Annotated in this window: 21 protein-coding genes; all 21 read right to left on the reverse strand. The window is 69.1% G+C overall.

The annotated features are described in order from the left end of the window. Positions 1-85: 85 nt before the first annotated feature. The gene (locus F4560_RS16615) at positions 86-979 is read right to left on the reverse strand and encodes a prephenate dehydrogenase/arogenate dehydrogenase family protein (RefSeq protein ID WP_221483526.1); all 894 of its coding nucleotides are present in this window, start codon (positions 977-979) and stop codon (positions 86-88) included. After that, positions 976-3036: an aminodeoxychorismate synthase component I gene (pabB, locus tag F4560_RS16620; protein WP_184921045.1), complete on the reverse strand. Its 2061-nt coding sequence runs from the start codon at positions 3034-3036 to the stop codon at positions 976-978. Before pabB ends, F4560_RS16615 begins: the two co-directional genes overlap by 4 nt. 15 nt (positions 3037-3051) lie before the next feature. Beyond that, a complete protein-coding gene (locus tag F4560_RS16625; RefSeq protein WP_184921047.1) occupies positions 3052-3354 on the reverse strand; it encodes a chorismate mutase family protein in 303 nt (100 codons plus the stop codon). A gap of 3 nt (positions 3355-3357) precedes the next feature. Beyond that, complete coding sequence (locus tag F4560_RS16630; protein WP_184921048.1) at positions 3358-4587, reverse strand: cytochrome P450 family protein; 1230 nt, start codon at positions 4585-4587, stop codon at positions 3358-3360. 149 nt (positions 4588-4736) lie between these two features. Next, on the reverse strand, positions 4737-8993 hold the full coding sequence (locus F4560_RS16635) for a PA14 domain-containing protein (RefSeq protein WP_184921049.1): 4257 nt from the start codon (positions 8991-8993) through the stop codon (positions 4737-4739). Beyond that, entirely contained in the window at positions 8981-9244 is a 264-nt protein-coding gene (locus F4560_RS16640) for a ferredoxin (protein WP_376775309.1), read from the reverse strand. Before F4560_RS16640 ends, F4560_RS16635 begins: the two co-directional genes overlap by 13 nt. After that, complete coding sequence (locus F4560_RS16645) at positions 9241-10485, reverse strand: cytochrome P450 (protein WP_246477826.1); 1245 nt, start codon at positions 10483-10485, stop codon at positions 9241-9243. The genes F4560_RS16640 and F4560_RS16645 overlap by 4 nt, the downstream gene beginning before the upstream one ends. Positions 10486-10513: 28 nt before the next feature. Further along, positions 10514-11341, reverse strand: coding sequence for an ABC transporter permease (locus F4560_RS16650; protein ID WP_312869323.1), 828 nt, complete (start codon positions 11339-11341; stop codon positions 10514-10516). Positions 11342-11528: 187 nt separating this feature from the next. After that, on the reverse strand, positions 11529-12491 hold the full coding sequence (locus F4560_RS16655) for an ATP-binding cassette domain-containing protein (protein WP_184921050.1): 963 nt from the start codon (positions 12489-12491) through the stop codon (positions 11529-11531). Positions 12492-12499: 8 nt separating this feature from the next. Beyond that, a complete protein-coding gene (locus F4560_RS16660; protein ID WP_184921051.1) occupies positions 12500-12715 on the reverse strand; it encodes an MbtH family protein in 216 nt (71 codons plus the stop codon). 56 nt (positions 12716-12771) lie between these two features. Continuing rightward, positions 12772-13782, reverse strand: a complete 1011-nt coding sequence (gene sbnA, locus F4560_RS16665; RefSeq protein ID WP_184921052.1) for a 2,3-diaminopropionate biosynthesis protein SbnA — start codon at positions 13780-13782, stop codon at positions 12772-12774. A 6-nt stretch (positions 13783-13788) separates the two neighbouring features. Next, positions 13789-14853 carry a 2,3-diaminopropionate biosynthesis protein SbnB gene (sbnB, locus tag F4560_RS16670; protein WP_184921054.1) on the reverse strand — a complete coding sequence of 355 codons (1065 nt, stop codon included), beginning with the start codon at positions 14851-14853 and terminating at the stop codon, positions 13789-13791. A gap of 58 nt (positions 14854-14911) precedes the next feature. Further along, positions 14912-15958, reverse strand: a complete 1047-nt coding sequence (locus F4560_RS16675) for a TauD/TfdA family dioxygenase (RefSeq protein WP_184921056.1) — start codon at positions 15956-15958, stop codon at positions 14912-14914. Then, on the reverse strand, positions 15948-18482 hold the full coding sequence (locus F4560_RS16680; protein ID WP_184921058.1) for a non-ribosomal peptide synthetase: 2535 nt from the start codon (positions 18480-18482) through the stop codon (positions 15948-15950). Before F4560_RS16680 ends, F4560_RS16675 begins: the two co-directional genes overlap by 11 nt. Positions 18483-18609: 127 nt before the next feature. Continuing rightward, positions 18610-19332: a 2-hydroxychromene-2-carboxylate isomerase gene (locus F4560_RS16685; protein WP_184921060.1), complete on the reverse strand. Its 723-nt coding sequence runs from the start codon at positions 19330-19332 to the stop codon at positions 18610-18612. A 22-nt stretch (positions 19333-19354) separates the two neighbouring features. Further along, positions 19355-20101, reverse strand: a complete 747-nt coding sequence (gene fabG, locus F4560_RS16690; protein WP_184921061.1) for a 3-oxoacyl-[acyl-carrier-protein] reductase — start codon at positions 20099-20101, stop codon at positions 19355-19357. Further along, on the reverse strand, positions 20098-20589 hold the full coding sequence (locus F4560_RS16695) for a 3-hydroxyacyl-ACP dehydratase FabZ family protein (protein ID WP_221483527.1): 492 nt from the start codon (positions 20587-20589) through the stop codon (positions 20098-20100). Before F4560_RS16695 ends, fabG begins: the two co-directional genes overlap by 4 nt. Next, complete coding sequence (locus F4560_RS16700) at positions 20586-20978, reverse strand: 3-hydroxyacyl-ACP dehydratase FabZ family protein (RefSeq protein ID WP_184921063.1); 393 nt, start codon at positions 20976-20978, stop codon at positions 20586-20588. Before F4560_RS16700 ends, F4560_RS16695 begins: the two co-directional genes overlap by 4 nt. Continuing rightward, the gene (locus F4560_RS16705) at positions 20975-21235 is read right to left on the reverse strand and encodes an acyl carrier protein (protein ID WP_184921065.1); all 261 of its coding nucleotides are present in this window, start codon (positions 21233-21235) and stop codon (positions 20975-20977) included. Before F4560_RS16705 ends, F4560_RS16700 begins: the two co-directional genes overlap by 4 nt. 11 nt (positions 21236-21246) lie before the next feature. Beyond that, positions 21247-22392 carry a beta-ketoacyl synthase N-terminal-like domain-containing protein gene (locus tag F4560_RS16710; RefSeq protein ID WP_184921067.1) on the reverse strand — a complete coding sequence of 382 codons (1146 nt, stop codon included), beginning with the start codon at positions 22390-22392 and terminating at the stop codon, positions 21247-21249. Continuing rightward, on the reverse strand, positions 22389-23387 hold the full coding sequence (locus F4560_RS16715; RefSeq protein WP_184921069.1) for a hotdog family protein: 999 nt from the start codon (positions 23385-23387) through the stop codon (positions 22389-22391). The genes F4560_RS16710 and F4560_RS16715 overlap by 4 nt, the downstream gene beginning before the upstream one ends. Positions 23388-23391: the final 4 nt, after the last annotated feature.

A 23391-nucleotide genomic window follows, 5' to 3' on the forward strand; every position in this document is an offset into this window, starting at 1 on the left:
ACCGAAAATCGACCCTATGGTGCTGGTGGACATTGCCGCGCGGCATATGAAAAACGTTGCGACCACAGGGAAAATCGCTTCGGATTCATTGAAGTACGGTGGGCGGCGGCATCCGGTCCGAGTAGCTTGTGGTCCCGGACGCCAGTCCGGCGAACAGGCCGGCGCACAGCTCCCGGTGACGGTCGAGCTGCGGCCCGAGCGCTCCGCCCAGGCTCGTCAACAGCCCTGCGAACGCCGCCTCGTCGCCACGTTCCACGATGTCCGCGACCGCCCGGATCCCTTCGGCCAGTGCCTTCCTCGCCGTCGCGGCGTGCGGGTTGGCGGCCTGGACATCCCAGTAGACCTCCGGCGTGCCCGAGGCGATCCGGGCGAGCAACGCCAGCATCGTCGTGTGCGGCGGCGGCGCTATCGCAGCGAGTTGTCCGACGTCCACGTCCATGTCGCGCAGTGCCACACCGAATCCGAGCACAGCCGCATGCGTGAGCGCCTGTGCCGCACCGGTGAGCCGATCATGCTCGTCGGCGTCGGTCAGCACGACCCGGCCGCCCCACTGCTCGATGAGCCGCAGCAATTCCCGGACAAGGGGCCCGTCGTGCACGACGACCGCGGCGACAGGGCGGCCGGCCATGCCGAGCGCGGGCGCGAACATCGGGTTGAGACTGACCATCTGCACGCCGGCAGGAGCCGCGGCGACGACTCGGCTCTTCACCGACAGCGTGTCCACGAGCAACGCGTCCGGCGTCATCGCCTCGGCCACCGCGCCGATCGCCGCGAGCGCCACCGGCTCCGGCACGGCCAGCAACACCATGTCCGCGGCCCTGAGCTGGTCGGCGAGCGCGTCGTCGATGTTCGTGATGTCCCCGTTCCGCAGGGGATCCACGACCTCGACGACCGCGCCGCGCTCTCCCAGCAGCCTGGCGAACATGCCACCGACCGCGCCCGAGCCTCCGACGAGCACGCAGCGGCGGAGCCGCGTCACCGCTCGCCCGCGACGTGCGGGACAACGGTCGCCACGACCGCCGCGATCATGGCGCGGGACTTCACCAGCGTCTCCTCGAACTCCTCCTCGGCGTCCGACAGCGCCACGATCGCGCCGCCCACCCCGAAGCTCACCCCGTTGTCCGTGGCCACCACGGTGCGGATGACGATGCTGAGGTCCGCGGCGCCGCTGAGCGAGAACCAGCCCATCCCCCCGGAGTAGATGCCCCGCGGGCCTTCCTCCAGCCGGTCGATGATCTCCATGGTGCGGATCTTCGGCGCGCCGGTCATCGAGCCGCCCGGGAACGCCGCGCGCACGCACTCGACCGCGGACACCCCTGGGCGCAACCGGCCGCGGATGGTGGACACCAGCTGGTGCACCGGAGCGTAGGTCTCGACGTGGAACAGCCGGGGAACGTGCACCGAACCGATCTCGCACACGGTGTTGAGGTCGTTGCGGACCAGGTCGACGATCATCAGGTTCTCGGCCCGGTCCTTCTCCCGGCCGAGCAGGTCCAGCCGCAACGCCTCGTCCTCCGCCGGGGTCTCCCCGCGTGGCCTGGTTCCCTTGATGGGCTTGGACTCCACGCCCGACCTGCTGTCCACGGTGATGAACCGCTCCGGGGAGGCGCTGAGCACGGCGAGGCCCGGGAAATCGAGCAGGGCGCCGTAGGGAACCGGGCTGATCCGGCGCAGCTCCGCGTACGTGGTCAGCGGATCGATCCGCACGTCCATCGTCAGGTGGTTGGTGAGGCAGATCTCGTAGGACTCGCCGTCCTTGATCTCCTGCAAGCACTCGGCGATCCGTTTGAGGTATGCCTCTTTGTCGTGCCGGAAGTGGACGGTCTGGAGCAGGTCCGGCTCGATCGCGCGCAGCGCGGCGGCCTGCTGCTCCCCCGGCTCGTAGTCGGGCAACGCGGCCAGCCGGGCCTCGGTCTCGTCCAGCCACGACATCGCGGCCGAGCGGTCATCCCCGGTGCTGAGCGTCAGCAGGTGACACGCGCGTTCGACGAAGTCGAGCACCAGCATGCGGTCGGTGAACAACAGGGCGGCGTCGGGTGTTTCCGATCGGTATGCCGACTGCCCGCAGGTCTCCGCCTTCAACTCGTAACCCAGGTATCCCACGTACCCGAGGTTGAAGTCGTTCGGCAGGCCTTCCGGAGTCGGCACGGCACGACGGGCCAGCTGTTCGTCCAGGTAGTCGAAGAATCCCCGCTGGACGTCCTGCCTGGTGCCGTCGGCTCGGCTCACCCGCACGACACCCTCGTCGACGCGATAGGTGACGTACTCGGCCAGCGGGCCACTGCCGTCACCCATGAAAGCGAAGCGGGACATGCCTTGGATCACCGCGCTGGCGTCCAGCCAGAAGGCGTGCTCGGAGTCGGCGAACAGCTCGCGGTAAGCGGTCTCCGGGTCCGGCAGCACCGGGATCCTGCGGGTGATCACCTCGTAGGCGCCGGGGCGGGCCGGCTCGGGACCGGCCCAGTGCGCCAGCGCGAGGTCGCGGAAGTTGCCCAGCAGCTCCCGGCCGTACTCGCTGTCGATCGACTCGGGGTGGAACTGCACGCCCCAGATCGGCAGCGACCGGTGCCGCAGCCCCATGATCACGCCGTCCGCGGTCCACGCCAGCGCCTCCAGTTCGTCCGGCAGCGATGTGATCGCCAGCGAGTGGTAGCGGACCACGGAGAACGGCGACGGCAGCCCGGCGAAGACGTCCACTCCGGTGTGGTGCACCGCCGAGACCCGGCCGTGCATCGGTTCCGGCGCGTGCTCGACGACAGCGCCGAACAGGTGCCCGATGCCCTGGTGTCCCAGGCAGACGCCGAGCACCGGCAGCCCGGACTCGAGGATGGCCTGTGCGCTGATGCCGAAGTCGCGGGCCCGATCCGGCCGGCCAGGGCCGGGCGAGATCACGATGCCGTCGAATTCACCGAGGTCGATGCGCGACCAGTCGGCGTCGTTGCGCACGACCGTCGGCGCCTGGCCGGTCACCTCACCGATGTACTGGTGCAGGTTGTAGGTGAACGAGTCGTAGTTGTCGATGAGAAGCGTTCGCATGTGCGCTGGCTCCCGTCAGGCTGTGACGTTGCCGATCACCAGGTCCTCGACACGGCACGTCTCGGCGATGACGAGGTCGTAGAGGTTGCGCAGGAAGTCCACGTCGACTCCGTGCTCCCGGCCGTACTCGGCCGCGCGCCGCTGAACCACGCCGATCCGGTGTGGCTGCATCATGGGCACGCCGTGCTCGCGCTTGTGCTCGGCGATGCGCACGCAGAGTTCGATGCGTTCCCGCAGGATGTCAAGGAATCGGAAATCGATCCGGTCGAGTTCCGCACGTAAGTCTTCAAGTTGCCGATCGGCATCGTCGTCAGCCACCGGCTAGTCCTTTCCCCATTCGACCGGGAGGTCGACAATCGTCCGGACAAGAATGTTCATCTGATAGCGCACCTTGGCCGGATCGACGGCCAGCCGGATATCCGGGAAACGCTCGAACAACCGCTGTACACCGACTTCGGTGATCACTTTGGCCAGGTGCGCGCCGGAGCAGTAGTGGATACCGAAACCGAAACTCAGGTGCGCGGGCTTCTCCCGGTCGATGTCGAACTTCTCCGGGCACCGCGGGAACTGCCGCTCGTCCCGGTTGGCCGAGAGGAAGGAGATGATGACGACCTCGCCCGCCGGGATGACCACGCCGCCGATCTCGACCGGCTCGGTGGTGACGCGGTGCAACGCGTTGTGCGTCGGGGTGGTGAACCGGATCAGCTCGTCCATCGCCTTGGTCCAGCCGTCAGGCTCGCCGGTGATCCGCTCCCGCTCCCGCGGATGGGTCAGCAGGGTGAACAGGGCACCGCCCAGCATGCTCGCCGTGGTGTCGTTTCCCCCGCTCATCAGGGCGAACCCGGTGGACAGGATCTCGGTGTGGGTCAGCCGCCGCTCCGGATCAGCGTGGATCAGCGCGGACATCAAGTCGTCGCCGGGCGTGCGGGTCTTCTCCGCGATCAGGTCGGTCATGAACTCGGAGAGCTCGTGCACGTTGCGCTCGAGCTCGCCGTCCGCGGCGTCCAGCGGGGAGAAGTCGCGCTGGGCGTTGGACCAGCGGATGAAGTCCGGCCAGCGGCTGGCCGGGGCGCCCATCAGCTCCGCGATCGCCATCACCGGCAGCGGCACGGCGAACCCCGCCATCAGGTCGGCTCGTCCCCGGCCGTCGATCCGGTCCAGCAGTTCGTCGGCGAGCTCGGCGATCCGCGGCCGCATCGCCTCGGCCCGGCGCGGGGTGAACGCGAAGCTGATCGCCCGGCGCAGCGGGGTGTGCCGGGGTGGCTCCAGGTTGGCCAGGTGGTTGGCCTGCTCCGGCGGCGGTGTGATCTTCCGACCGAGTTGGCGGGACATCAGCTCGTAGTGCACGTTGATGTCCCGGCTCATCCGCGGGTCGTTGAAGGCGGCCTTGGCGTCCTCGTACCGGGTGATCACCCAGGCGCGGCCGCCGTTGGGCATGCCGACCTCGCAGACCGGCTTTTCCCGGCGCACATATTCCAGCACCGGATACGGATTCTGCGCGAAATCATTGGTGAGCATCCAGTACCTGGAAAGCGTCCGACCGGCAGCCATCCCCGCTCCTTTAACGCCGTTTCCCTGGATCGTCTTCAGCCGAGCTTAGTCGGAATCGAGCCGCTCGCCGCGCTGGTACAAATTCTTCGATTACCCCGGAAAACCGAAGGTGGCCACCCGGCAGGTGGCCACCTTCGGTTTTCCAAGCGTTACCGCGGCGGGTCCGCGCTGCCTCCGATCGGGCCGACCAGCTGACCGGTCAGATCCGGCTCGTTCGGCCCCGGTTCGAAGCCGTTGAGGTTGCGCACGTTGACCGGATCGGCCTGCGGGTACTGGTACATGATCGCCACCATGCTGTTGTCGACCGTGCCGACGGCGTGGTACCGGGCCATCAGCGGGTCGAGCTGGCGCAGGCCCTGCACGACGAACGACAGGCCACCCGCGTGCTCGGTCCGCTTGTACTGCGAACCGGCCCAGGCGTACTCGCCGCCGTTCTGGTTCGGCGGCACGTGGTCGGCGTCGACCCGGCCGTCGGGCGTCAGCGGCGCGCCGTACGGCGTGTAGGTGTAGAGATCACCCATCCGCTTGCCGTCGCCGCCGGCGGCCATCGCGATGTCGCCGTGCACGTTCGGGTAGCGCCAGGTCTGGCTGCCGCTCGCGATCGACGCGATCACACCGCCGGGCAGCGGCACGGTCCGGCTGAGGACCCGCTTGTCCGCCTTCATCTCCAGCACCTCGGAGGTGCCGGAAAGGTTGGTGTGGTAGAGGGTCTGGCCGTCGTCGTGCTTGCTTCCCTTGACCGTGCGGCTGGTCACCGAGTCGAGGTTGTCATAGCCGTAGGTGACGTGCGCCGGGTCCGGCCCGTCGATCGAGACACCGGTGTACCGCTCCGCCACGTCGTAGGTGATCTTGATGCGGCTGTCGTTGAGCGTGTACTCCGCCATGTGCCCGGCCGAGCTGTACTTCACGTCCGACACCGTGTTGGCGCCGATGGCGGCGAGCAGCCGGTCGGCGCGGTCGTAGCAGAAGTCCGTGACCGCCTTGCCCGCACCGGTCTCGTCGATGATCCGGACCGCGCTGTTGTTGCGGCCCGCGTTCGGCTCAGTGCCCTGCGGACAGCTCTTGGCCGACGGCGACGTGTAGTCGTAGGTGTAGTGGTGCCCGTTGACCCACGCCTCGACGAGCCGGCCCGCCGCGTCGTACTCGTAGTTCGGACCGCCCTCGCGGGGGTCCTGGCCACCGAGCGCGTAGTCGACGACCGTTCCGGCCCGCGTGCGCTGAACTGTGCTGACCACCTCGCGGCCGTCGGAGAACTTCCAGTTCAGGCTGGTCACCCGGCCGGCGGCGTCCCGGCCGATGGACGACAGCGAGCTGCCGTTGGCGTACGCCACCGACACCAGCTCACCCGCCTTGTAGGTGGACGTGGCCAGTGCCTTGTCCCCGGACCGGACCTCGAGCAACCGGCCCGCGTCGTCGTAGCGCCGGGTGATCGTGGTGCGCGGGTCGGCCTGGTTCGCCGGGATCGTCGTCTGGCTGACGATCCGGCCTGCCTGGTCGTATGCGGTCGTGGTCTGCACACCGTGGATGTCGGTGTACGTGAGCGGCCGGTTCAGCAGGTCGAAGGACGCGGTGATGGTGCCGAACTCGTCCTTCATGGAGAACCGCAGCGGGTCGCCGCCGACCGCCCAGTCGGACTCGATCGTCCGGTCGGCGTGCACGCCGTCGCCCTGGGTGAGGATCTTCACCGGCCGCTGCCGGACGTCGGACTCCACACAGGCCCACTTGTCCGTGCCGAAGTTCATCCCGGCCACGAACCCGTCGGCGTCGTAGAAGTAGTTGTCGATCCGGCTGGCCCCGTCGGCGGACGCCGGAGTCTTGTTGGTCTTCAACGATCCGCGCTGCGGCACGGGCTGCCCGCCGTGGCAAGGGCTCACCGCGGTGTCCGCCGGGCCGAAGTAGTCGTACGTGATCTCCGAGCCGGAGGGCAGGGTGATCGACTGCGGCCGGAAGAACTCGTCGTAGGCCGTCGCCGACGTCAACTCCAGGCCACCCGGGTCGAGCACGGTCTTCAACGGCACACCGAACTCGTTCGCCGTGACGGCCGTCTTCTTGTCCGGCACCCCGTCCGACTCGACCGTGGTCATGGTCATGGTGCCCGTGGCCGGGTCCATCGCCATCCGCTGGACGGGCACCCGCTCGCACCCGGCGGGTGCCGGGTCGACCGGCTCACCGGACGCGGTGAAGCACTTCGTCGGGGCAGGGCCGTACATCGCCAACCCGTCCGGCCCGGCGACAGTGGTGCTGCGCCTGCCCGTGGGATCGGTCCTGGACAGCTGCTCGTCCGACGGCGCCCACTGGTACTCGGTGGTCAGGCCGGTGGCGTCGGTGTCGGTCAGCATCCGGCCGCCGATGTCCCGGGTGATCCGCCGAGCCCAGCCCTGCGGCGGGTTGAGGCCGGCGATCCGGACCTGGGTGTTGTCGATCCCGTTGTCGCTGCCGTAGGCGTAGTCGTGGATCTCGCGCCGCGTGGGCCGTTGCGCCGATCCGGTCGGTTCCGGGCTCTGCACCCGCACCGCCCGCCCGGTCTCCGGCTGGTAGCCGATCAGGTAAGCCGCGGCGTCGGTGTTGCGGCGCTTGGCGTCCATCCCGATCCAGTCGGTCACGGTCGACGGGCGGATCCTGGTCAGCTGGTTCGCCCGGTTGAAGGCCATGTCGGTGACCTGGTTGCCCGGGTTGCGCAACCTGGCCAGCTGACCGTTCACATAGGACAGCTGGGTCAGCGCGCCGTTCGGCAGGCTGACCGCGCACAGGAAGCCGGCCGGGGCCGAGGCGTCCGGGCACTTGTCGCTGCCCGCGTAGTGGAACTGGATCTCCTGGCTCTCCTCGGCGGCGGTGGCCGTGACGCGAGTGACCGGGTTGGCCGCGGTGGCGGGCGACGACTTGACGTGGACCGGCGCGGCGCCGGCAGCGGCAGGCGAATGCGCACGGCCGCCGGCCGGGTTGTTCGTCTGCCGGCCTGTCTTGCCGCCCGGCCGCATCGAGTGCAGGACGCCCTTGGCGTCGAACAGCGACGTGACGCCGTCGGCGGAAACCGCCTTGATACCGCCCTTGTCGTCCCGGGTCAGGGATGCCGAGCCGGACGCGGCCTTGAAGCTGCCGTCCTTCTGCCGGGTGAACGCGGTCGACGCGCCCTTGCCGTCGGTCAGCGTCATGCCCGATTCGGTCGCCTCAGCGGCGACGAAGCCGCCGGGGCCTGGGCTGACCGTCCAGCCGGGCGGCAGGACCGACGCGGTGGTCGAAAGCCAGGATGCGGGCACCGGTGCCGTGCGGCCGCCGTCGACACGCGTCCACAGCTGGAGGAACGACGGGAAACCGGTGGCGCGGTAGTCGATCCGGATCGGGTAAGCCTGACCGGCTTCCAGCCGGACGCCCTTCCCGTACCGGGTGCTTTCCTGGACACCGGCGCCCCAGCCGTCGTAGGCCTGCTGATCGCCGACCCACACGCGCAGGCCGGACCGGTGGATCCCGCCGAAGTCGTAGACACCGCTCTTCGGCGCGCGGATGAAGCCCTGCCAGCGCACCCGGAACGCGTCGCCCACGCCGGCCGGCGGCGTTCCCCTGACGTTCCAGAAGAACGAGACCTGCGGGTCGGTCCGCACCGCGACCGGCTGCTCGTCGTCCTTGATGGACTCGGCGTCACCGGCGAAGTACGAGCCGGTCAGGCCGGTGCTCGACGCCGCCGCGAGCGAGTTGTACGTGAACTGCACGAACTGCGGGCCGAAGCCGGTCATCATGAACTGGCTGGTCAGCGACGTGGTCACGTTGCCGGTCGAGAGGTTCACGGTGACCGGGCCGACCGTGTCGGTGGGCACCGGGCCGCTCGGGTCCTGCTCGCCCAGCCGGAGGTTCACCACCAGGCCGCGGCCTTCCGCCGCCGACCCGGCCTGACCCGAAGCGCTGTCACGGGCCTGCACGGTCCATCGGTACTGGCCGCCGTCGGCCAGCACACCGGACGGCACGACCCACTCCGGCCTGCCGATCCAGCCGGAGGTGATCACCTGCCCGGCGTCCGGCGTCTCCCCCGTGCCGACGGTGAACTGGTACTGCACCTGGCCAGGCAGCGCGTTCGCACGCAGCTGTGGCCGCAGGGACGCGACAACCGCGCCGTCGTCCGGCGAAGCGAGCACCGGCGCCGCAGGCGCACCAGCGGCCCGTGCGTTCGGACGCGCCGACGGCACGCCGCCGGCCGCGGTGAAGTCACCGTCCGGCCACTGCACACCTGGTAACGCGCCACTGTCGTCGGACATCAACGGCACATCGAGCGAGCTGCCCGGTTTCGCCTCGGACGTCGACGGCACCTGTACCACGACGGCCACCGCGGCCGCGAGCGCGACCCCGGCGCCGAGCCACCTGGCACCCAGCCGGCTGAAACCGGGGCGGTTCCATCGTTTCATCATGCCTGACATGGATTCTTCTCTCTGGTTGTCCCCTGGTCGACACTCACTGCCCCGCCGGGTGGCCCGGGTTCCAGGCTGATAGCCCGCCCCGGGCACAGGCGCACGGCCTCGCGCACATCCGCTATCGTGGATTCATCGGGTTGCCGCAGCACGGTGACGATGCCGTCGTCATCCGAGTCGAAAATGTCCGGTGCGGAGATCACGCACCGACCCGCGCCGACGCAACGCCCCTCGTCCGCACGGACGGAAATCTCTGTCACCAGGTGACCTCCAGCTCGTACGGCCCGAAGATCGCGCTGGTGAACTTGAACGGGATCTCGTCGACGTCGTCGACCAGCCGCAGGCCGGGAATGCGCCGGAACAGCGTCTCGTAGGCGATCTCCAGCTCGGCCCGCGCCAGGTTCTGGCCGAGGCACTGGTGCACGCCGTCCCCGAACGCGACATGGTGACGGGCGGTGCGGTGGATGTCGAAGGTGTCCGGGTCGTCGAACGCGCGCTCGTCCCGGTTGGCCGAGGCGCCCAGCACGAAGATGCCCTCACCGGCCCGGATCAGCTCGCCGCCGATCTCGATGTCCTCGCACGCCATCCGGTCGAAGGCCACCCAGTCGGCGATCGAGTTGTAGCGCAGCAACTCCTCGACCGCACCGGGCACGAGCGCCGGATCCGCGCGCATCCGCGCCAGCTGCTCCGGATGCTCCAGCAGGGTCAGCACACCGAGCGGGATCTGGTTGGACGTGGTCTCATGGCCGGCCATCAGCAGCAACTGGGCCATGCCCACCAAGGCGTCGTGGGCCAGCGCACCGGGGTGCACGTATTCCTTGACCAGCCGGCCGATCAGGTTGTCCCCCGGCTCGCGCTCCGCCCTGCTCACCAGATCGCTGAGGTAGGAACGGATCTCCGACGACACCGCCTTCGAGGCGTTGGGGTCGTGGGACATCTTCAGGATCTGCGCGGTCCTGGTCTGGAAGTACTCGTGTTCCTCGTACGGCACACCGAGCATCTGGCAGATCACCAGCGACGGCACCGGCAGCCCGAACATCTCGACCAGGTCGACCGGCGGGCCCTGGCGCAGGATCTCGTCGACCAGTTCGTCGACCACGCGCTGGATGCCGGGCCGCAGCGCGTTGATCCGCCGGACGCTGAACTCGCTGATCAGCATCCGCCGGTACACCCCGTGCTCCGGCGGATCCATGTCGATGATCCACCCCTGCCGCGCCTTGACCAGCTCGGCGCGCTCCTCCGGCGTGGGCGTGCGGCCCACCGGGCGCAGCGAGGGGAAGTCGGGCCTGCTGGTGTTGGTGCTGACCTTCGGGTGGCTGAGCACCTGGCGTGCTTCGGCATGCCTTGTCACCAGCCACATCCGGGTGCCGGACGGGGCCGTGACATACGAGAGCGGACCCGTTCGCCGCATCTCCCGGTACTCCGGAGGTGGTTCGAACGGGTTCCGCCGGGGCATCGGAAAGCGCGCCACCGCGCGCGGATCCCGGTCAACCGTGGTCATGCGTCTCCGCCATTTCCATTCCGTCTGTTCAGCCTCGTTTGAAGCCGCGCACTGCGGTGAACGCGCCCACCAGGCTGATGAGGCCGCAGATGAGCAAGGTCACGTAAAGGGCCGTGTCGGGCGCGTTGCCCAGGGACAGGTTCCGAGCCGCGGTGATGCCGTAGGACAACGGGTTCACGTGCGCCACGGCCTGGATGTACTCGGGCAGCGCCGCCACCGGGACGAACGCGCTGGAGGCGAACTGCAGCACGATCACCACGAGCACGCTCAGCGCCTGCACGTTCTCGGTGGCGCGCAGCCACGTGGCGGTGGCCAGGAACACCCAGCCGAGGCTCCACCCTGTGGTCAGCGCGAGCAGGAGGGCCCCGAGCATGCCCACCAGACCACCGGACGGGCTGTACCCGAACACGAGTGTCGCCAGGATCAGCACCAGGGCCAGTTCCATCGCGCCGCGCATGAGGTCGGCCACGCTGCGGGCGATGAGGACGGACACCGGTCGCACCGGCATCGACCGGAACCGGGCCAGCACCCCGTTGCGCAGGTCGTTGGTCATGCTGACGGCCGACTCCGAGGCCACGGTGGTCGCCGTCATGAACAGGATCGCCGGCACCAGGTAGTCGATGTACGACACGCCTTTGGGGAACAGCGGCGTGTCGGCCACGCTCCGGAAGACCTGGCTGAACAACAGCAGCATCACCAGCGGCTGCAACAGGCTGAAGAACACCCTTGCGGGGTCGAGGAAAACCGGCCGCAGCGCCCGGACGGCAAGCACCGTCACCTGCGTGACGAGCCCGCTGGCCCGCCAGGTGGCCGTCTCGACGGCGTCGCGCGTCACGGTGTGCTCCAGTGCGGTCACGATGTGGTCGTCCTCACCTTGGCGGTGTTTCGGCAGTCTCGTTCGTTGAGAGTCGTGATCGGGATGGTTCCTGGTGGTGCGGGGCGGGCGCCGACACCGGTGTTGTGTCGGTGTCCTCGTCCCGTGCCGCCAGGGGCCGCATCCGGCGCGGCTATCGCGAACACGGGCTTTCGAAACACCGCCCAGGTCAGGCGGCGGCCGCCGGTGGCTCGTCGGTGACCGCGAGGTACACCTCGTCCAGGGTCGGCTCGGTGAGCGTCAGCTCGGCCAGTTCCACATGCTCGTCGTCCAGTGCCCGCACCACCCTGGCCAGGTCCTTCGACCCGATGCCGGAGATGACCAGCGCGTACCGGTCCGGTTCGTACGCCGGGGAAAGACCGAGCCGACGGACCGCCTCGACCGCGATGCCCGACACACTCGGGTCGTCCAGCCGGGCGATGATCGTCCGCTGGCCGATCTCGGCCTTCAGCGCGGCGCTGGTGCCCGTGGCCACGACCTTTCCCTTGGACAGCACGGTGATCCAGTCCGCGAGCCGATCGGCCTCCTCCAGGTACTGGGTGGTCAGCAGCAGGGTCGTGCCGTCCCGGACCAGTCCCTGCACGATCTCCCACATGGCGGTGCGGCTTGCCGGGTCCAGACCGGTGGTCGGCTCGTCGAGGAAGACCACCTCGGGCCTGCCCACCAGGCTGGCGCCGAGGTCGAGCCGGCGACGCATTCCGCCGGAGTACGTGGAGACCTTCCGCCGCCCGGCGTGTGCGATGTTGAAGACGTCGAGCAACTCCTCGGCCCGCCTGCGTGCCTGCGCCCGGTCCGCGCCCAGCAGCCGGGCGATCATGACCAGGTTCTGCAAACCGGTCATGTCCTCGTCGACCGAGGCGTACTGGCCGGTGAGACCGATGCGCTTGCGCACCTGTTCACCCTGCCTGCGCACATCGAACCCGGCGACCCGGGCGCTTCCCGAGGTCGGGGCGAACATGGTGGTCAGGATGTTGACCAGAGTGGTCTTGCCCGCGCCGTTGTGGCCGAGCAGCCCGAGCACAGATCCCCGCGGAACGCCGATGCTGACCCCGTCCAGCGCGGTCACCTTGCCGAACTTCTTCGTCACGTCGACTGCCTCGATGGCGAGAGCCTCCGTGTCCGCGTGATCCATGGCGCCGGTCAGCTCGACTGGTCCATGAACGCGACCAGGCTCTTGGGCCGCATGTCGGTCCAGCTGCGCTCCACGTAATCCAGGCAGGACTGCCGGCTGTCCTCGCCGTGCACGACCGTCCAGCCGGCCGGGACCTCGGCGAACGCGGGCCACAGCGAGTGCTGGCCCTCCTCGTTGACCAACACGCGGAAGTTGGCCTCGTTGTCCTCGAACGGGTTAGTCATCGGCACTTCTCCTTCACGACTTGTCTGGCGTCGATCGTGGTCATCCGGCGGCCCGGCTACAACGACGCATCGAAAACCTGCAAGCGCTCGATGTCGCCGACCGGGACCGGACCGGGCATCACACCCGGCCCGTAGATCTCGGACACCCAGCTCTGGTGGTAGACCGTGTCCAGGTAGCGCTCACCGAGGTCCGGCGCGATCGCGACGGCGGTGAGTTCCTCACCGGGCCGATTGCGGACCAGCCACTCGCGCGCTCCGCTGACGACAGTCCCGGTGGAACCACCGAACAGGAAACCCGAAGCGGCCAGCTCGTGACACGCCCGGACGGTGTCCGCCTCCCGGACCTGCACCACGTCGTCCACGAAGGACATGTCGACCAGCTGCGGACGTACGCTGGTGCCCAGCCCGGGGATCATCCGCGTGCCGGATGGCGTTCCGAAGGTCACCGAACCGACGCTGTCGATCCCGACGACGGTGACCGACGGACGATGCCCTCGGAAGTAGCGCGCGCAGCCCATCAGCGTCCCGGTCGTGCCCGCGCCGACGAACAACACGTCCAGCTCCGGGAACTCACGGGCGATCGCCGGTGCGGTCGTGCGCTCGTGCGCCTTCCAGTTGTTGGGATTGGCGTACTGGTTCAGCCACAGGTAGCGGTCGTCGAGCTCGCAGAGTTCGCGGATCAGGCGCAGCCGGGCGCCGAGGTAGCCCTCTTCCGGGTGCTCGGCGGTGATCATGTGCACCTTCGCGCCGAACGTCTCCATCAACTGCCTGGTCGCCATGTTGCAGCGGACGTCGGTCACGCACACGAACCGGTAACCCTTGTTCGCCGCGACCATCGCCAGCGCGAGGCCGAGGTTCCCGGACGACGACTCGAGCAGAATCGTGTCGCTGCCCAGCGCTCCCTCGCGCTCGGCGGCCTCGATCATCTCGGTCGCCGCCTTCAGCTTCACCGACCCGGCGAAGTTGAATCCCTCGCACTTGAGGTACAGGGGCAGTCCGAGTGCCGTTCGCAGGTCAACGTAGAGATCGTCCACGTTGAACTGCTGGGGTGCGGAGACGATGGGCATGTGCTGTCACCTCGCCGAGGAGCTATGGGATCCCGAGTCCCGGTGCCCGTACCGGCTCAGCTCGTGGAAGAAGTCGGGCACGACCAGCAGCTCACCGTCGGAACCGACCTGGTCGTAGACGTACTTGCCGACCGCGAGGTCGAGCACCCCCAGCCCGAACGGGGAGAACACCAGCGGGCGCGTGCCGTCGTGCTCGGGCGCCTCGCCGCGCATCACGTCGTACAGCGTGCCGTGCAGGAACTCCCGACCGCCGGTGCGCTGCTCGGCCAGGTGCACGGACGTGTTCGCCTTCAGGCAGTGCTCGACGTCGTCGACGATGTTGGTCGACGCCAGGATGATCTCCGGGCCGAGGTCCCGCAGCGAGACGTGCAGCACCAGCGGGTTGTGGTCGAACCACGCGGTCTCGGTCACGTGCGGCGTGCCGGCGACCGTCGCGAACACGATCAGGTCGGACGAGGTGATCAGGTCCTCGGCCCGCTCGTGGACGGTCACCTTCGCCGCCCCGGCGCCGGTGAGGTAGCCGCGGAAACCGTCCGCGTGCTCGGCGCTGAGGTCGTGCACGCCGATCTCGTCGAACTGCCAGCCGGTGCCGGCCAGGTACGTGTGGATGTAGCGGGCGATCAAGCCGGTGCCGACGAACCCGATCCGCACCGGCCGGCCGTGCTTCCTGGTCAGCCGGTCGGCGGCCAGTGCCGCGGACGCCGCCGTGCGGGCGGCGCTGATGATGGAGGACTCCAGGCAGGCCAACGGGTATCCAGTGTCGTGGTCGTTGAGCACGAGCACCGCCGACGCCCGCGGGATGCCGGCCTCGACGTTGTCGGGGAAGCTGGATATCCACTTCAGACCGTCCACCCGCACCTCACCGCCGATGGACGCCGGCAGCGCGATGATGCGTGAGGTCGGACGGTCCGGGAAGCGCAGGAAGTACGACGGCGGGTTCACCGTGTCGCCTTCGCCGTGCACCCGGTAGGCGCCCTCCACCAGTTCCACCACGCGCTTCTCGTTGCCGCTGAGCACGCGGTCGACCTGGGCGCCGGAGATCACGGCGAAGGGCCGGGGTTGCTGGGACATCCACGACTCCGAATCTGTTTCTCAGGGACTGACTGAGAGCGTGCCGGACGGCATCGCTCTACAACGGCAGGAACGGGTCGACGCTCGGCTCGCAGTCGGCCAGCCCGACCGGGTCGGCCATCGCCAGGGCCACGGTGCGGTCGCCCACGTAGGCGTCCCGGCCGTGTGCCATCCGGACGTTGTCGACGATGAGCAGGTCGCCCCGCTGCCACGGTTCTCTCAGGACCACCGTCTCGTAGGCCTCGTTGATCCCGCGCACGGCGTCGGCGCCGATCGGTGTGCCGTCACCGAACCTCGTGTCGAACGGCAGGTCGGCGGTCGGGACATCGGCGAGGTACTCGCGGAACTCCTCGTCCATCGACCACCGGCTGAGGAAGGCGATCTGGTTGAACCAGCAGCTCTGCCCGGTCGAGGGGTGGCGGATCACCGCGGAGCGGCCCTGCCGGGTGCGCAGGCCGCCGGACGGTCGCCACTCGAACGCGATCCGGTTGTCCCGGCAGTAGTTCTCGACGTCGGACCGGTCCTCGGTGCCGAACGCCTCCTGCCACGGCAGTCCCACGTCGCCCTCGTAGTGCCGGGTCATGATCCAGCCGAGCTTCTCGAACTTCGCCACGATGTCCGCGGGCAGGCGGGACATCATCGTCGTGGCGTCGGCGAGCGTCGTCGCGCCACCGCTCAGCGGCGCCGAAAGGCACGCGTACAGCAGCAACCGGGGGAACGTCAGCGCGTAGCTCAGCTCGTGGTGCGGGTTCATCGGCTGGTCGGCGGGCCACTCGGCACTGGAGACGACACCGCGGCCGTGTTCGAGGCGCCGGGCGAACGGCTCGGTGTCCGTCACCGCGACCGGGCTCATCCGGTCCCGGACCTCGGCGAGCACCGCCGGATCGGTGACACCCAGTCCCCGGATGAGGACAGCGCCGAAGCCCAGCAGCAGGGCGTCCAGGTCGTAGATGTGCGCGGAGATCCAGTCCGGCACCGGGCAGCGGGACGTGACTTCGAGAATCGGGGGCTTGCCCGGTTCCACCACCGGGATGAGTCGGCCACGCTGTGCCACCACGCATTTCGCGGCCGACTTCCCGTTGCCGCGCAGGGAGTCACTGATCATCGGCGGCACGCCCTTCGGGCTTCGCGTCGATGAGGCCGGCGAGATCGCGCAGCACCGGGTGGCTGGTCACGTCGGCGAGCGAGACCTGCCGGTCCAGGCGCATGCTCAGCCGGATCGCGGTCAGCGAAGTGCCGCCCTGATCGAAGAAGTGGTCGTCGCGGCCGACTTGGTCGGCAGGCGCCTTGAGCACCTCCGCCCAGGCTGCGGCCAGCAATCGCTCGGTGGCGGACCGCGGCGCCTGCCGGTCGGCGCCCCGCGGTTTGCCGAGTTCTCCGGCCAGCCGCGTCAGCGCCTTCTTGTCGATCTTCCCGTTGCCGGTCAACGGAAGCGTTTCCAGCCAGTACAACGCGCCGGGCACCATGTACTCCGGCAACCGGTCGGTCAGCAGCGCCCGTGGTCCGTCGGCCGGGATCGACTCGGCGGAGGAGTAGAAGCCCGCCAGGCTCCGCTCGCCGTTGCCCTCGCTGGTGGTGACGACCACGGCGGCGTCGCGGACCCCGGGCACCCGCAGCAGCTGGTTCTCGATCTCGCCGATCTCGATGCGGAAGCCCCTGATCTTGACCTGCGCGTCGCGCCTGCCGAGGAACTCCAGCTTGCCGTCGGGCAGCCAGCGCCCGAAGTCGCCGGACCGGTAGAGCCGCTCCCCCGGCCGGTGGGGATCGGTGAGGAATGCCGCTCTGGTGCGCTCCTCGTCGTTGATGTACCCGCGCCCGACGCAGACCCCCGAGAAGACGATCTCCCCCGGCGCACCGAGCGGCACGGGGTCGAGCGACTCGTCGACCACGTACACGCGCACGTTGTTCACCGCGCGGCCGAGCGGGACGGTGTCGTGCGTCGGAACCTCGCTCATCACCTCGTGGTTGGTGTCGTCCGAGGTCTCGGTCAGGCCGTACGCGTTGGCCAGCTTGACGTCCGGGCAGGTGGCGAACCAGCGGGCGGCGAGTTCCTTCTTCAACGCCTCGCCGGTGGCCGACACGCACCGCAGCCGGCCGAGCGGCCTCGGCTTCTCCTCCAGTTGCGAGAGCACGACTTCGAGGTACGACGGCACGACCTGGAGCACCTCGACACCCGAGCTGGTGATCAGGTCGAGGTAGCGCTGGACGTCCAGCACCGCGTCCTGCTCGACGATCAGCGTGCGGCCACCGACCAGCAGTGCGGAGACCAGCTGCCACAGCGAGATGTCGAAGCACTGCGGGGCCGTCTGGGCGACCACCTGTCCGGGGCCGATCTCGAAGTCGTCGATCTTGGCGAACAGGTGGTTGAGCATCCCGGCGTGTTCGCACATGGCGCCCTTGGGCTGACCGGTGGAACCGGAGGTGAAGTAGATGTAGGCGAGCTGGTCCGGTCCGACGGGGACACCCGGATCGTCGTCCCGGTGGTTCTCCCGGTAGATCGTCTCGATGTGAACGATCTGGACGCCCGTCAAAGCCTTGGCCGCTTCCCGCGCGCTCGCGTCGCTGCGCGGCTCGCTGAGCACCAGCCGGCAGTCGCTCTGCAACAGCGTGGATTCGATGCGCCCGGCCGGGAATTCGGGCTCGATGGGCAGGTACGCGGCGCCCGCCTTGAAGATGCCGATCACGGACGCCAGCCAGTCCAGATCCCGCTCGGTCACCACGGCGACCCGGTCCTCGGGCTGGATCCCCCGTGCCAGCACCGCGTGGGCGATCCGGTTCGCCTGGCGGTTCAGCTCGCCGTAGGTCCAGGAAACCCCGCGGCTCACCGCCGCGACAGTGTCCGGATGCTCGCGTGCCCGCTCCTCGAAGAGCTCGTGGAACCGGCGGTCCGGCAGCGGCCGCTCCGGACCGGCCAGCACTTCGAACTGGATCCTGCGCTCGGCCTCGGACAACAACGTGGCGGCCTCGTGCGGAGTGTCCGGTTCAAACACGATGGCGTTCAGGGCGGCGACGTGATAACCCGCGATCCGCCGGGCGTACGAGTCGTCGATCAGGTCGGTCCGGTGGTGGATCGTGATCCACAGCAGATCGCCGTCCTGGTGGAAACTCACCCGCAGTGCGACCTGCGACGGCTCGACCTCCCGAGGTGGGGCCGCGAGCGACACGTCGAGAACCGTCTCGAAGGGGTCATCCGCGATCGCGAGCTCGACCCGGAGGTCGTCAACGGAAAAGTCGCTGTGCGCCGACAAGTCCGTTTGAGTCCGTGCCGCTCGCGCCACGAGCTCGCGCCAGGAACCGTTCTCCGCGTCCAAGCGGCACGGCAGCGGCAGTTGTGCCCGGGAGCCGTCGGGGACGAGGCCGGTCATCACTTCGCGCTCACCGGTCAGCGCGCGCAGCACCTTGGCGTGCGCGGCGATCAGCAACGCTGTCTTCGGCACGTCGAACTCGGCGGCCGCCTGGGTGAAGGACGCCGCGAGCGCACTGGGTATGAGCCTGCGGTGCCTACCGACCGGGGACCGCGTCGGCTGGGAGACCCATCGGGCGATCGGCGCCGCCGCACCGGCGGCCAGCACGCGCTTCCAGAACTCGCGACTGGCCGGCGTGTCCTCCTCGGCCCTGCGCACCCCCATCGTTCTTCCTTTCCGCAGAAGCGTTTCAGCGAGGCGCATGTGCGGCCGCCGGAGCAACTTTCATCGAGGGTAATCGCGACCCGCGTGAGAAAGAGGGCTACTTAGAACAAGCGAAAGAAGGGATCACTCAGCCACAACCACCGGCGTGGCCCGCATCGGCCCCGAGTCCCGCCGGCTCGGCCAGTTCCGCCGCGCCGACCTGCCATGGCACGTCCGAAACCACGGTCACCGGTTCACCCCGGACCATCGCGGCGAACGCGGCGGCGCGCTCCACGCCCCAGAACTTCTCGGGTCCGCACGCGAAGAACGGAACACCGAACAACCCGTCGGCGGCCGCACCGGCCAGGCACTGCGCGCCTTGCTTGCGCACCACGGGATCGTCGATCGCGGCGATCATCTCGTCCGGGTCCACGCCGATCTCCTCGGCCAACCGCGCGATCGTCGCGCGATCACAGATGTCCTCACCGCGTTCCCAGCGGGCCCGGTACGCCGCCGCCACGTAATCCCGTCCCAGGCCCGCGGCCGCGGCGGGGAAGTACGGCAGGTGCGCGACATCCCAGTCCGGGTCCCGATCGGCGGGCCACGTCATCTGCCAGCCCCGAGCCCGTGACCAGCGCCGGGTGTCCTGGAGGATGTAGAAGTTCTTCGCCCGCGTCATCTGTGAGTAGGCGAGCTTCACCCCGTCCTGATCCAGCAGGCGTTCGGTCTCGGCGTCGGGATCCCAGTACGGGATCCATTCCACCGCGTCGAGCACGTCCGGGTACCGCTCGCCGAGCTCCCGGTAGGCGAACCAGGAATACGGGCTGCGCAAGGAGAAATACCACCGTGGTGGCCGCTTGATCCTGGCCATGGGCCTGGGTTTCCTTTCCCGCTCAGATGGTGATGCCGCCGTCGATCTGGAAGACCGATCCGGTGATGTACCCGGCCCCCTCGCCTGCCAGATAGGCCACCAGACCCGCGACCTCGTCCGCGGTGCCCATCCGGCCGAGCGGCACGGACTCCAGTGCCCGCGTGCGCGCCTTCTCCGTCAGCCCGGAGGTCATGTCGGTCTCGATGAATCCCGGAGCCACCACGTTGACGCGGATTCCGTACCGGCCGGTCTCCTTGGCCAGCGCCTTGGAGAAGCCGATGATCCCGGCCTTGGCGGCGGAGTAGTTCGTCTGCGTCGGATTGCCGTACACGCCCGCCACCGACGAGATGTTGACCACCACGCCGCTGCGGCGCTTCATCATGCCGAACACCACCGACCGGCAGACGTGGTAGACACCGTCCAAGTTGGTGTCCAGCACCGCGTTCCAGTCCTCGTCCGGCATCAGCACGAGCGGGTTGTCCTTGGTGATGCCCGCCGACGTCACGGCGACCGACACGTCACCCAGCTCTTGCTCGGTGCGTTCGATCCACGAGCGGACCGCGTCGGCGTCGGCCACGTCCGCGGCGACGGCCAGCGCCCGCACTCCCAGCTCTTCGATCTCTTTCACCAGCAACTTGGCGGCCTGCTCGTCCGAGCGGTAGCAGAAACTCACGTCGAAGCCGTCGCGTGCCAAGCGCAGCACTGTCGCCCGGCCGATGCCCCGGCTGCCTCCGCTCACCACCGCCACCCCGGGCTTGTCGTCCGTCATCGCCTTCCTCCTGGCGGCTCGTCGGGCGTGCGGAACGCCATCACCATCCGGTTCACCGTGAGCACCGGCTCACCGGCGGTCACGCACTCCCCTTCGAAGATCACCGTGTCGCCCAGCGAGCGGAACACCTTGACCCGGTGCTCGAGCACGTCGCCGGGCAGGACCCGCCGGTGGATTTCCACGCCGGACATCGAGCCGAACAGCATGACGCGGCCGTCCAGCAGATCGGTGCCCGGCTCGCTGAGCAGTGCGAGCACACCGGCGGCCTGGCCCCAGGACTCGATCAGCAGCACCGGCTGGTATCCGGGATCACCGCCGTCGGCGTACCACGGTTCGTTCGCGGTGATCGCCTTCACCGCGGTCAGCCGCTGTCCTGGCTCGACTTCGAGAACACGGTCGAGCAGCAACATGGGGAAGCGGTGGGGAAGCAGGGCCCGGATGGCGTCGGCCTCCAGCGCGGCGGGCTTCCTGATCACCGCGTCGGTCACGAGGTCTCACCCACCCGGTATCGCAGCCGCACGGTGGCCGCCTCGCCCCGGTCGGTCGAGGCACTCCCCGCGCACAACCAGTTCTGGCCGTCGAACTGCCAGGTCAGCTCCATGCGCAGCACGTCTCCTGGGAAAACCGCGCCGAGGAACCGCGCCGACTCGACGCTGGTGAGCGTCACGGTGCCGGACGGCTCGGGAACGGTGGCGAGCGCGCTCCGGTGCACCGAGTCCACGACACAAACCCCTGGGAAGATCGGGAAGTCCGGGTAGTGGCCCGCGAACAAGGGCTCGGTGATGTCCACCTCGACGGCGGCCTGCGCGGTCCAGCCGGTTCCGTCGGCCGTCGCCTGCCGCAGGACGTGGACAGGCGCCCTGACGAGGCCGGTCATGAGCCCGTCAACTTGGCGCTGACCACCCGGTGGGCGTCACGGACCGTCCGGACCTCGCGCATCTCCCGCTCGGCGAAGCGCACACCGTACTTCTTCTCCAGCACGGCCAGCACTTCCAACGCCATCAGCGAGTCGACCCCGAGATCGTCGACGAAATCCGTGTCGTCGGCGAGCCGGTCGGCGTCCTCGTCAATGGTGGCGGCGACGATCCGGCGCAGATCCTCGATCTCGACCTGGTTCGTAGGCGCGCTCGACATCTGTCCGCTCCTCATTTCTCCGCTTTCCCGCGAAGGGCGCCGGAAAGACCGATCTTCGGCGGGCAGTGCACCAGCAGCCGCAGCACGGCGCAGGCCACTGTCCCGTCCCTGTCCACAGTGGTCACCACGGCCGCGTTCCCAGCCGCGCCGGACGTGCGTTCCGCGACGGCGAGCAGCGACACGATCTGGAAGGCCGAGGTCGCGGCCGAAGTGTCGCCGAGCCGCCCTACATCCGGGACCCTGGTGAGTGCCGAGCTGTCGAACATCCCGCTCAACAGCGCGCGCTCCTGCTCGCCGGCCAGGCCGGGCAGCGCACTGGGCAGGGCCGCCCACACCTCCGACGCCTTGACCTTGGCGTTGCGCAGCGCCCGGTCGACGCACTTGCGCAGCGTGGTGGTGACATCGCCGTCCAGGTAGACCATCGACTCGACAGCGAGGATCTGCGCCATCGGCGGGCGGTCGCGCCGGTCGCCTGGCTCGATCAGCAGCATCGCCGAGCCTTCGCCGAGCACGACATCGCCCGCGTCGGCGCCACGGGTGTGCCGGTCCAGCCACGAGCGCGCGCCGGAGAACTCCTCCGCGGCGCCGCAGAGGACCTTGCTCGCGCGGCCCGAGGCCAGCAACCTGGCCGCGTAGCCGAGACCGAGCAGGGTGGAGCCACGGCCGCCGGCGACCGTGGTGTTCGGCCCTCTGAGCTGGTGCCAGATCGCGCATTGGCTGGCCGCGCAGTTCAGCACGATGTTGGGGATCACCGCGGGGTCCACGTAGAACGGGTGTTCCGCGGTCATCGAGGTCCTGGTGAAGTCCATCATGCTCTGCACGCTGCCGGTGGTCGTCCCGAGCACCAGGCCGATGTCCCGGCCGTCGCCCTCGACCGGAGCGTTTCGGAGCAACTCGCCCGACGCGGTGACCGCGAGCGCGCTCACCCGGTCCATCGACCGGGTGCCCTTCTTGCCGAGCACGTCCCGGATTTCGAAGCCCGGCACCAGGCACGCGTGGTCCTCCGCCGCGTGCCACCGGTCCTGGTCCAGCTGCACGGCGGGATCCGGTTGCGACCCGATGCCCTCGATGAAGGCATCCCGGCCGATCCCGTACGGGGACACGGCCGACCACAAGGAGATCGTCGGCCGGATCGCGCTGATGGCCGACGCGCTCATGCCACACCTGCCGGCTGCGCGGCCCGCTCACCGCGGAACGCGGCGAGGGCGTCCTCGTCGAAGTTGACCAAGGCCCAGTCGTTGGCCTCGCGTTCGGTCATGTAGCCGTGCGTGATGGTGCCGGTCGCAACGGGCACCAGCATGCCGTCCCGCACCACGTAGCAGTCCATCGTGGACGTGTAGAGCATCTCCTTGAAGACGTCCTGCACGGTGTAGACGGTGTACAGATCCTCTTCCATCAGCACCTCGTCGACCAACTCGATCTCCGAGCGGGTCACCACCGGGATCCAGCCGCGGCCGTGCAGCACCGGCCTGATCGGCAGGCCTCGGTCGGCCAGGAACAGGTCGACGACCTCCTCCAGCACCCGCAGGAAGCCCGACATGTGCATCCGCTCGGAGAAGTGGCAGTAGAAGTACGGCACACGCCACTTCCAGCCGAAGGCGTTGCGGCCGGCGACCAGCTCGTCCAGCACCGGGTCCGGCCCGGTGGTCCCCCGGCCGGTGGTGAGGTCGAGCGACGTGCCCGGCCGCGCGGTCAAGGGCTGTGGCACAGCGGTGGCCAGCCGTGGCAACGCGAACGCGGCCAGTTCCGCCGGGACCGGCTCGGCCGGCTTGACGTGGTCGTCGATCCGCAGCGCCACCCGGACCTTGGACGTGACCGCTTTGGTCTCGCGGCCGTCCCGGTCGACGAACATGGCAACGGTGAACCCGAGGGTGGTGTCGCCGTCCTTGGTGGTCGGACGCACCTCGCACGTCACGCTGTCGTCGCCGTGGATCACCGAGCCGAGCCTGGTCGCCAGGTGCACGACGTCGAAGCCGAGCCCGAACTTCTCGTACAGCGCGCCGGGCGCCAGCCCGGCACTGCGGAAGTGCTCCAGCACGGCGGCCTCGGCCAGGTAGTTGACGTGCTTGAAGCCGATCGCGAAGCTGATGTTGCTGCCCTCGAACGAGGGTCGCAGCACCACCCGGGTCGGCCCGGCCAGCAGCGTTGTCATGGCT

The organism is Saccharothrix ecbatanensis (assembly GCF_014205015.1).
Lineage (GTDB): Bacteria > Actinomycetota > Actinomycetes > Mycobacteriales > Pseudonocardiaceae > Actinosynnema > Actinosynnema ecbatanense.

What these genes read in the sequence shown, in the direction of transcription:
- F4560_RS16635 (WP_184921049.1), bottom strand. Translation starts at nt 8,993, where the DNA reads ATGTCAGGCATGATGAAACGATGGAACCGCCCCGGTTTCAGCCGGCTG.
- F4560_RS16685 (WP_184921060.1), bottom strand. Translation starts at nt 19,332, where the DNA reads ATGGCCAGGATCAAGCGGCCACCACGGTGGTATTTCTCCTTGCGCAGC.
- F4560_RS16655 (WP_184921050.1), bottom strand. Translation starts at nt 12,491, where the DNA reads ATGGATCACGCGGACACGGAGGCTCTCGCCATCGAGGCAGTCGACGTG.
- sbnB (WP_184921054.1), bottom strand. Translation starts at nt 14,853, where the DNA reads ATGTCCCAGCAACCCCGGCCCTTCGCCGTGATCTCCGGCGCCCAGGTC.
- F4560_RS16710 (WP_184921067.1), bottom strand. Translation starts at nt 22,392, where the DNA reads ATGAGCGCGTCGGCCATCAGCGCGATCCGGCCGACGATCTCCTTGTGG.
- F4560_RS16700 (WP_184921063.1), bottom strand. Translation starts at nt 20,978, where the DNA reads ATGACCGGCCTCGTCAGGGCGCCTGTCCACGTCCTGCGGCAGGCGACG.
- pabB (WP_184921045.1), bottom strand. Translation starts at nt 3,036, where the DNA reads ATGCGAACGCTTCTCATCGACAACTACGACTCGTTCACCTACAACCTG.
- F4560_RS16705 (WP_184921065.1), bottom strand. Translation starts at nt 21,235, where the DNA reads ATGTCGAGCGCGCCTACGAACCAGGTCGAGATCGAGGATCTGCGCCGG.
- F4560_RS16680 (WP_184921058.1), bottom strand. Translation starts at nt 18,482, where the DNA reads ATGGGGGTGCGCAGGGCCGAGGAGGACACGCCGGCCAGTCGCGAGTTC.
- F4560_RS16660 (WP_184921051.1), bottom strand. Translation starts at nt 12,715, where the DNA reads ATGACTAACCCGTTCGAGGACAACGAGGCCAACTTCCGCGTGTTGGTC.
- F4560_RS16645 (WP_246477826.1), bottom strand. Translation starts at nt 10,485, where the DNA reads ATGACCACGGTTGACCGGGATCCGCGCGCGGTGGCGCGCTTTCCGATG.
- F4560_RS16715 (WP_184921069.1), bottom strand. Translation starts at nt 23,387, where the DNA reads ATGACAACGCTGCTGGCCGGGCCGACCCGGGTGGTGCTGCGACCCTCG.
- F4560_RS16630 (WP_184921048.1), bottom strand. Translation starts at nt 4,587, where the DNA reads ATGGCTGCCGGTCGGACGCTTTCCAGGTACTGGATGCTCACCAATGAT.
- sbnA (WP_184921052.1), bottom strand. Translation starts at nt 13,782, where the DNA reads ATGCCCATCGTCTCCGCACCCCAGCAGTTCAACGTGGACGATCTCTAC.
- F4560_RS16675 (WP_184921056.1), bottom strand. Translation starts at nt 15,958, where the DNA reads ATGATCAGTGACTCCCTGCGCGGCAACGGGAAGTCGGCCGCGAAATGC.
- fabG (WP_184921061.1), bottom strand. Translation starts at nt 20,101, where the DNA reads ATGACGGACGACAAGCCCGGGGTGGCGGTGGTGAGCGGAGGCAGCCGG.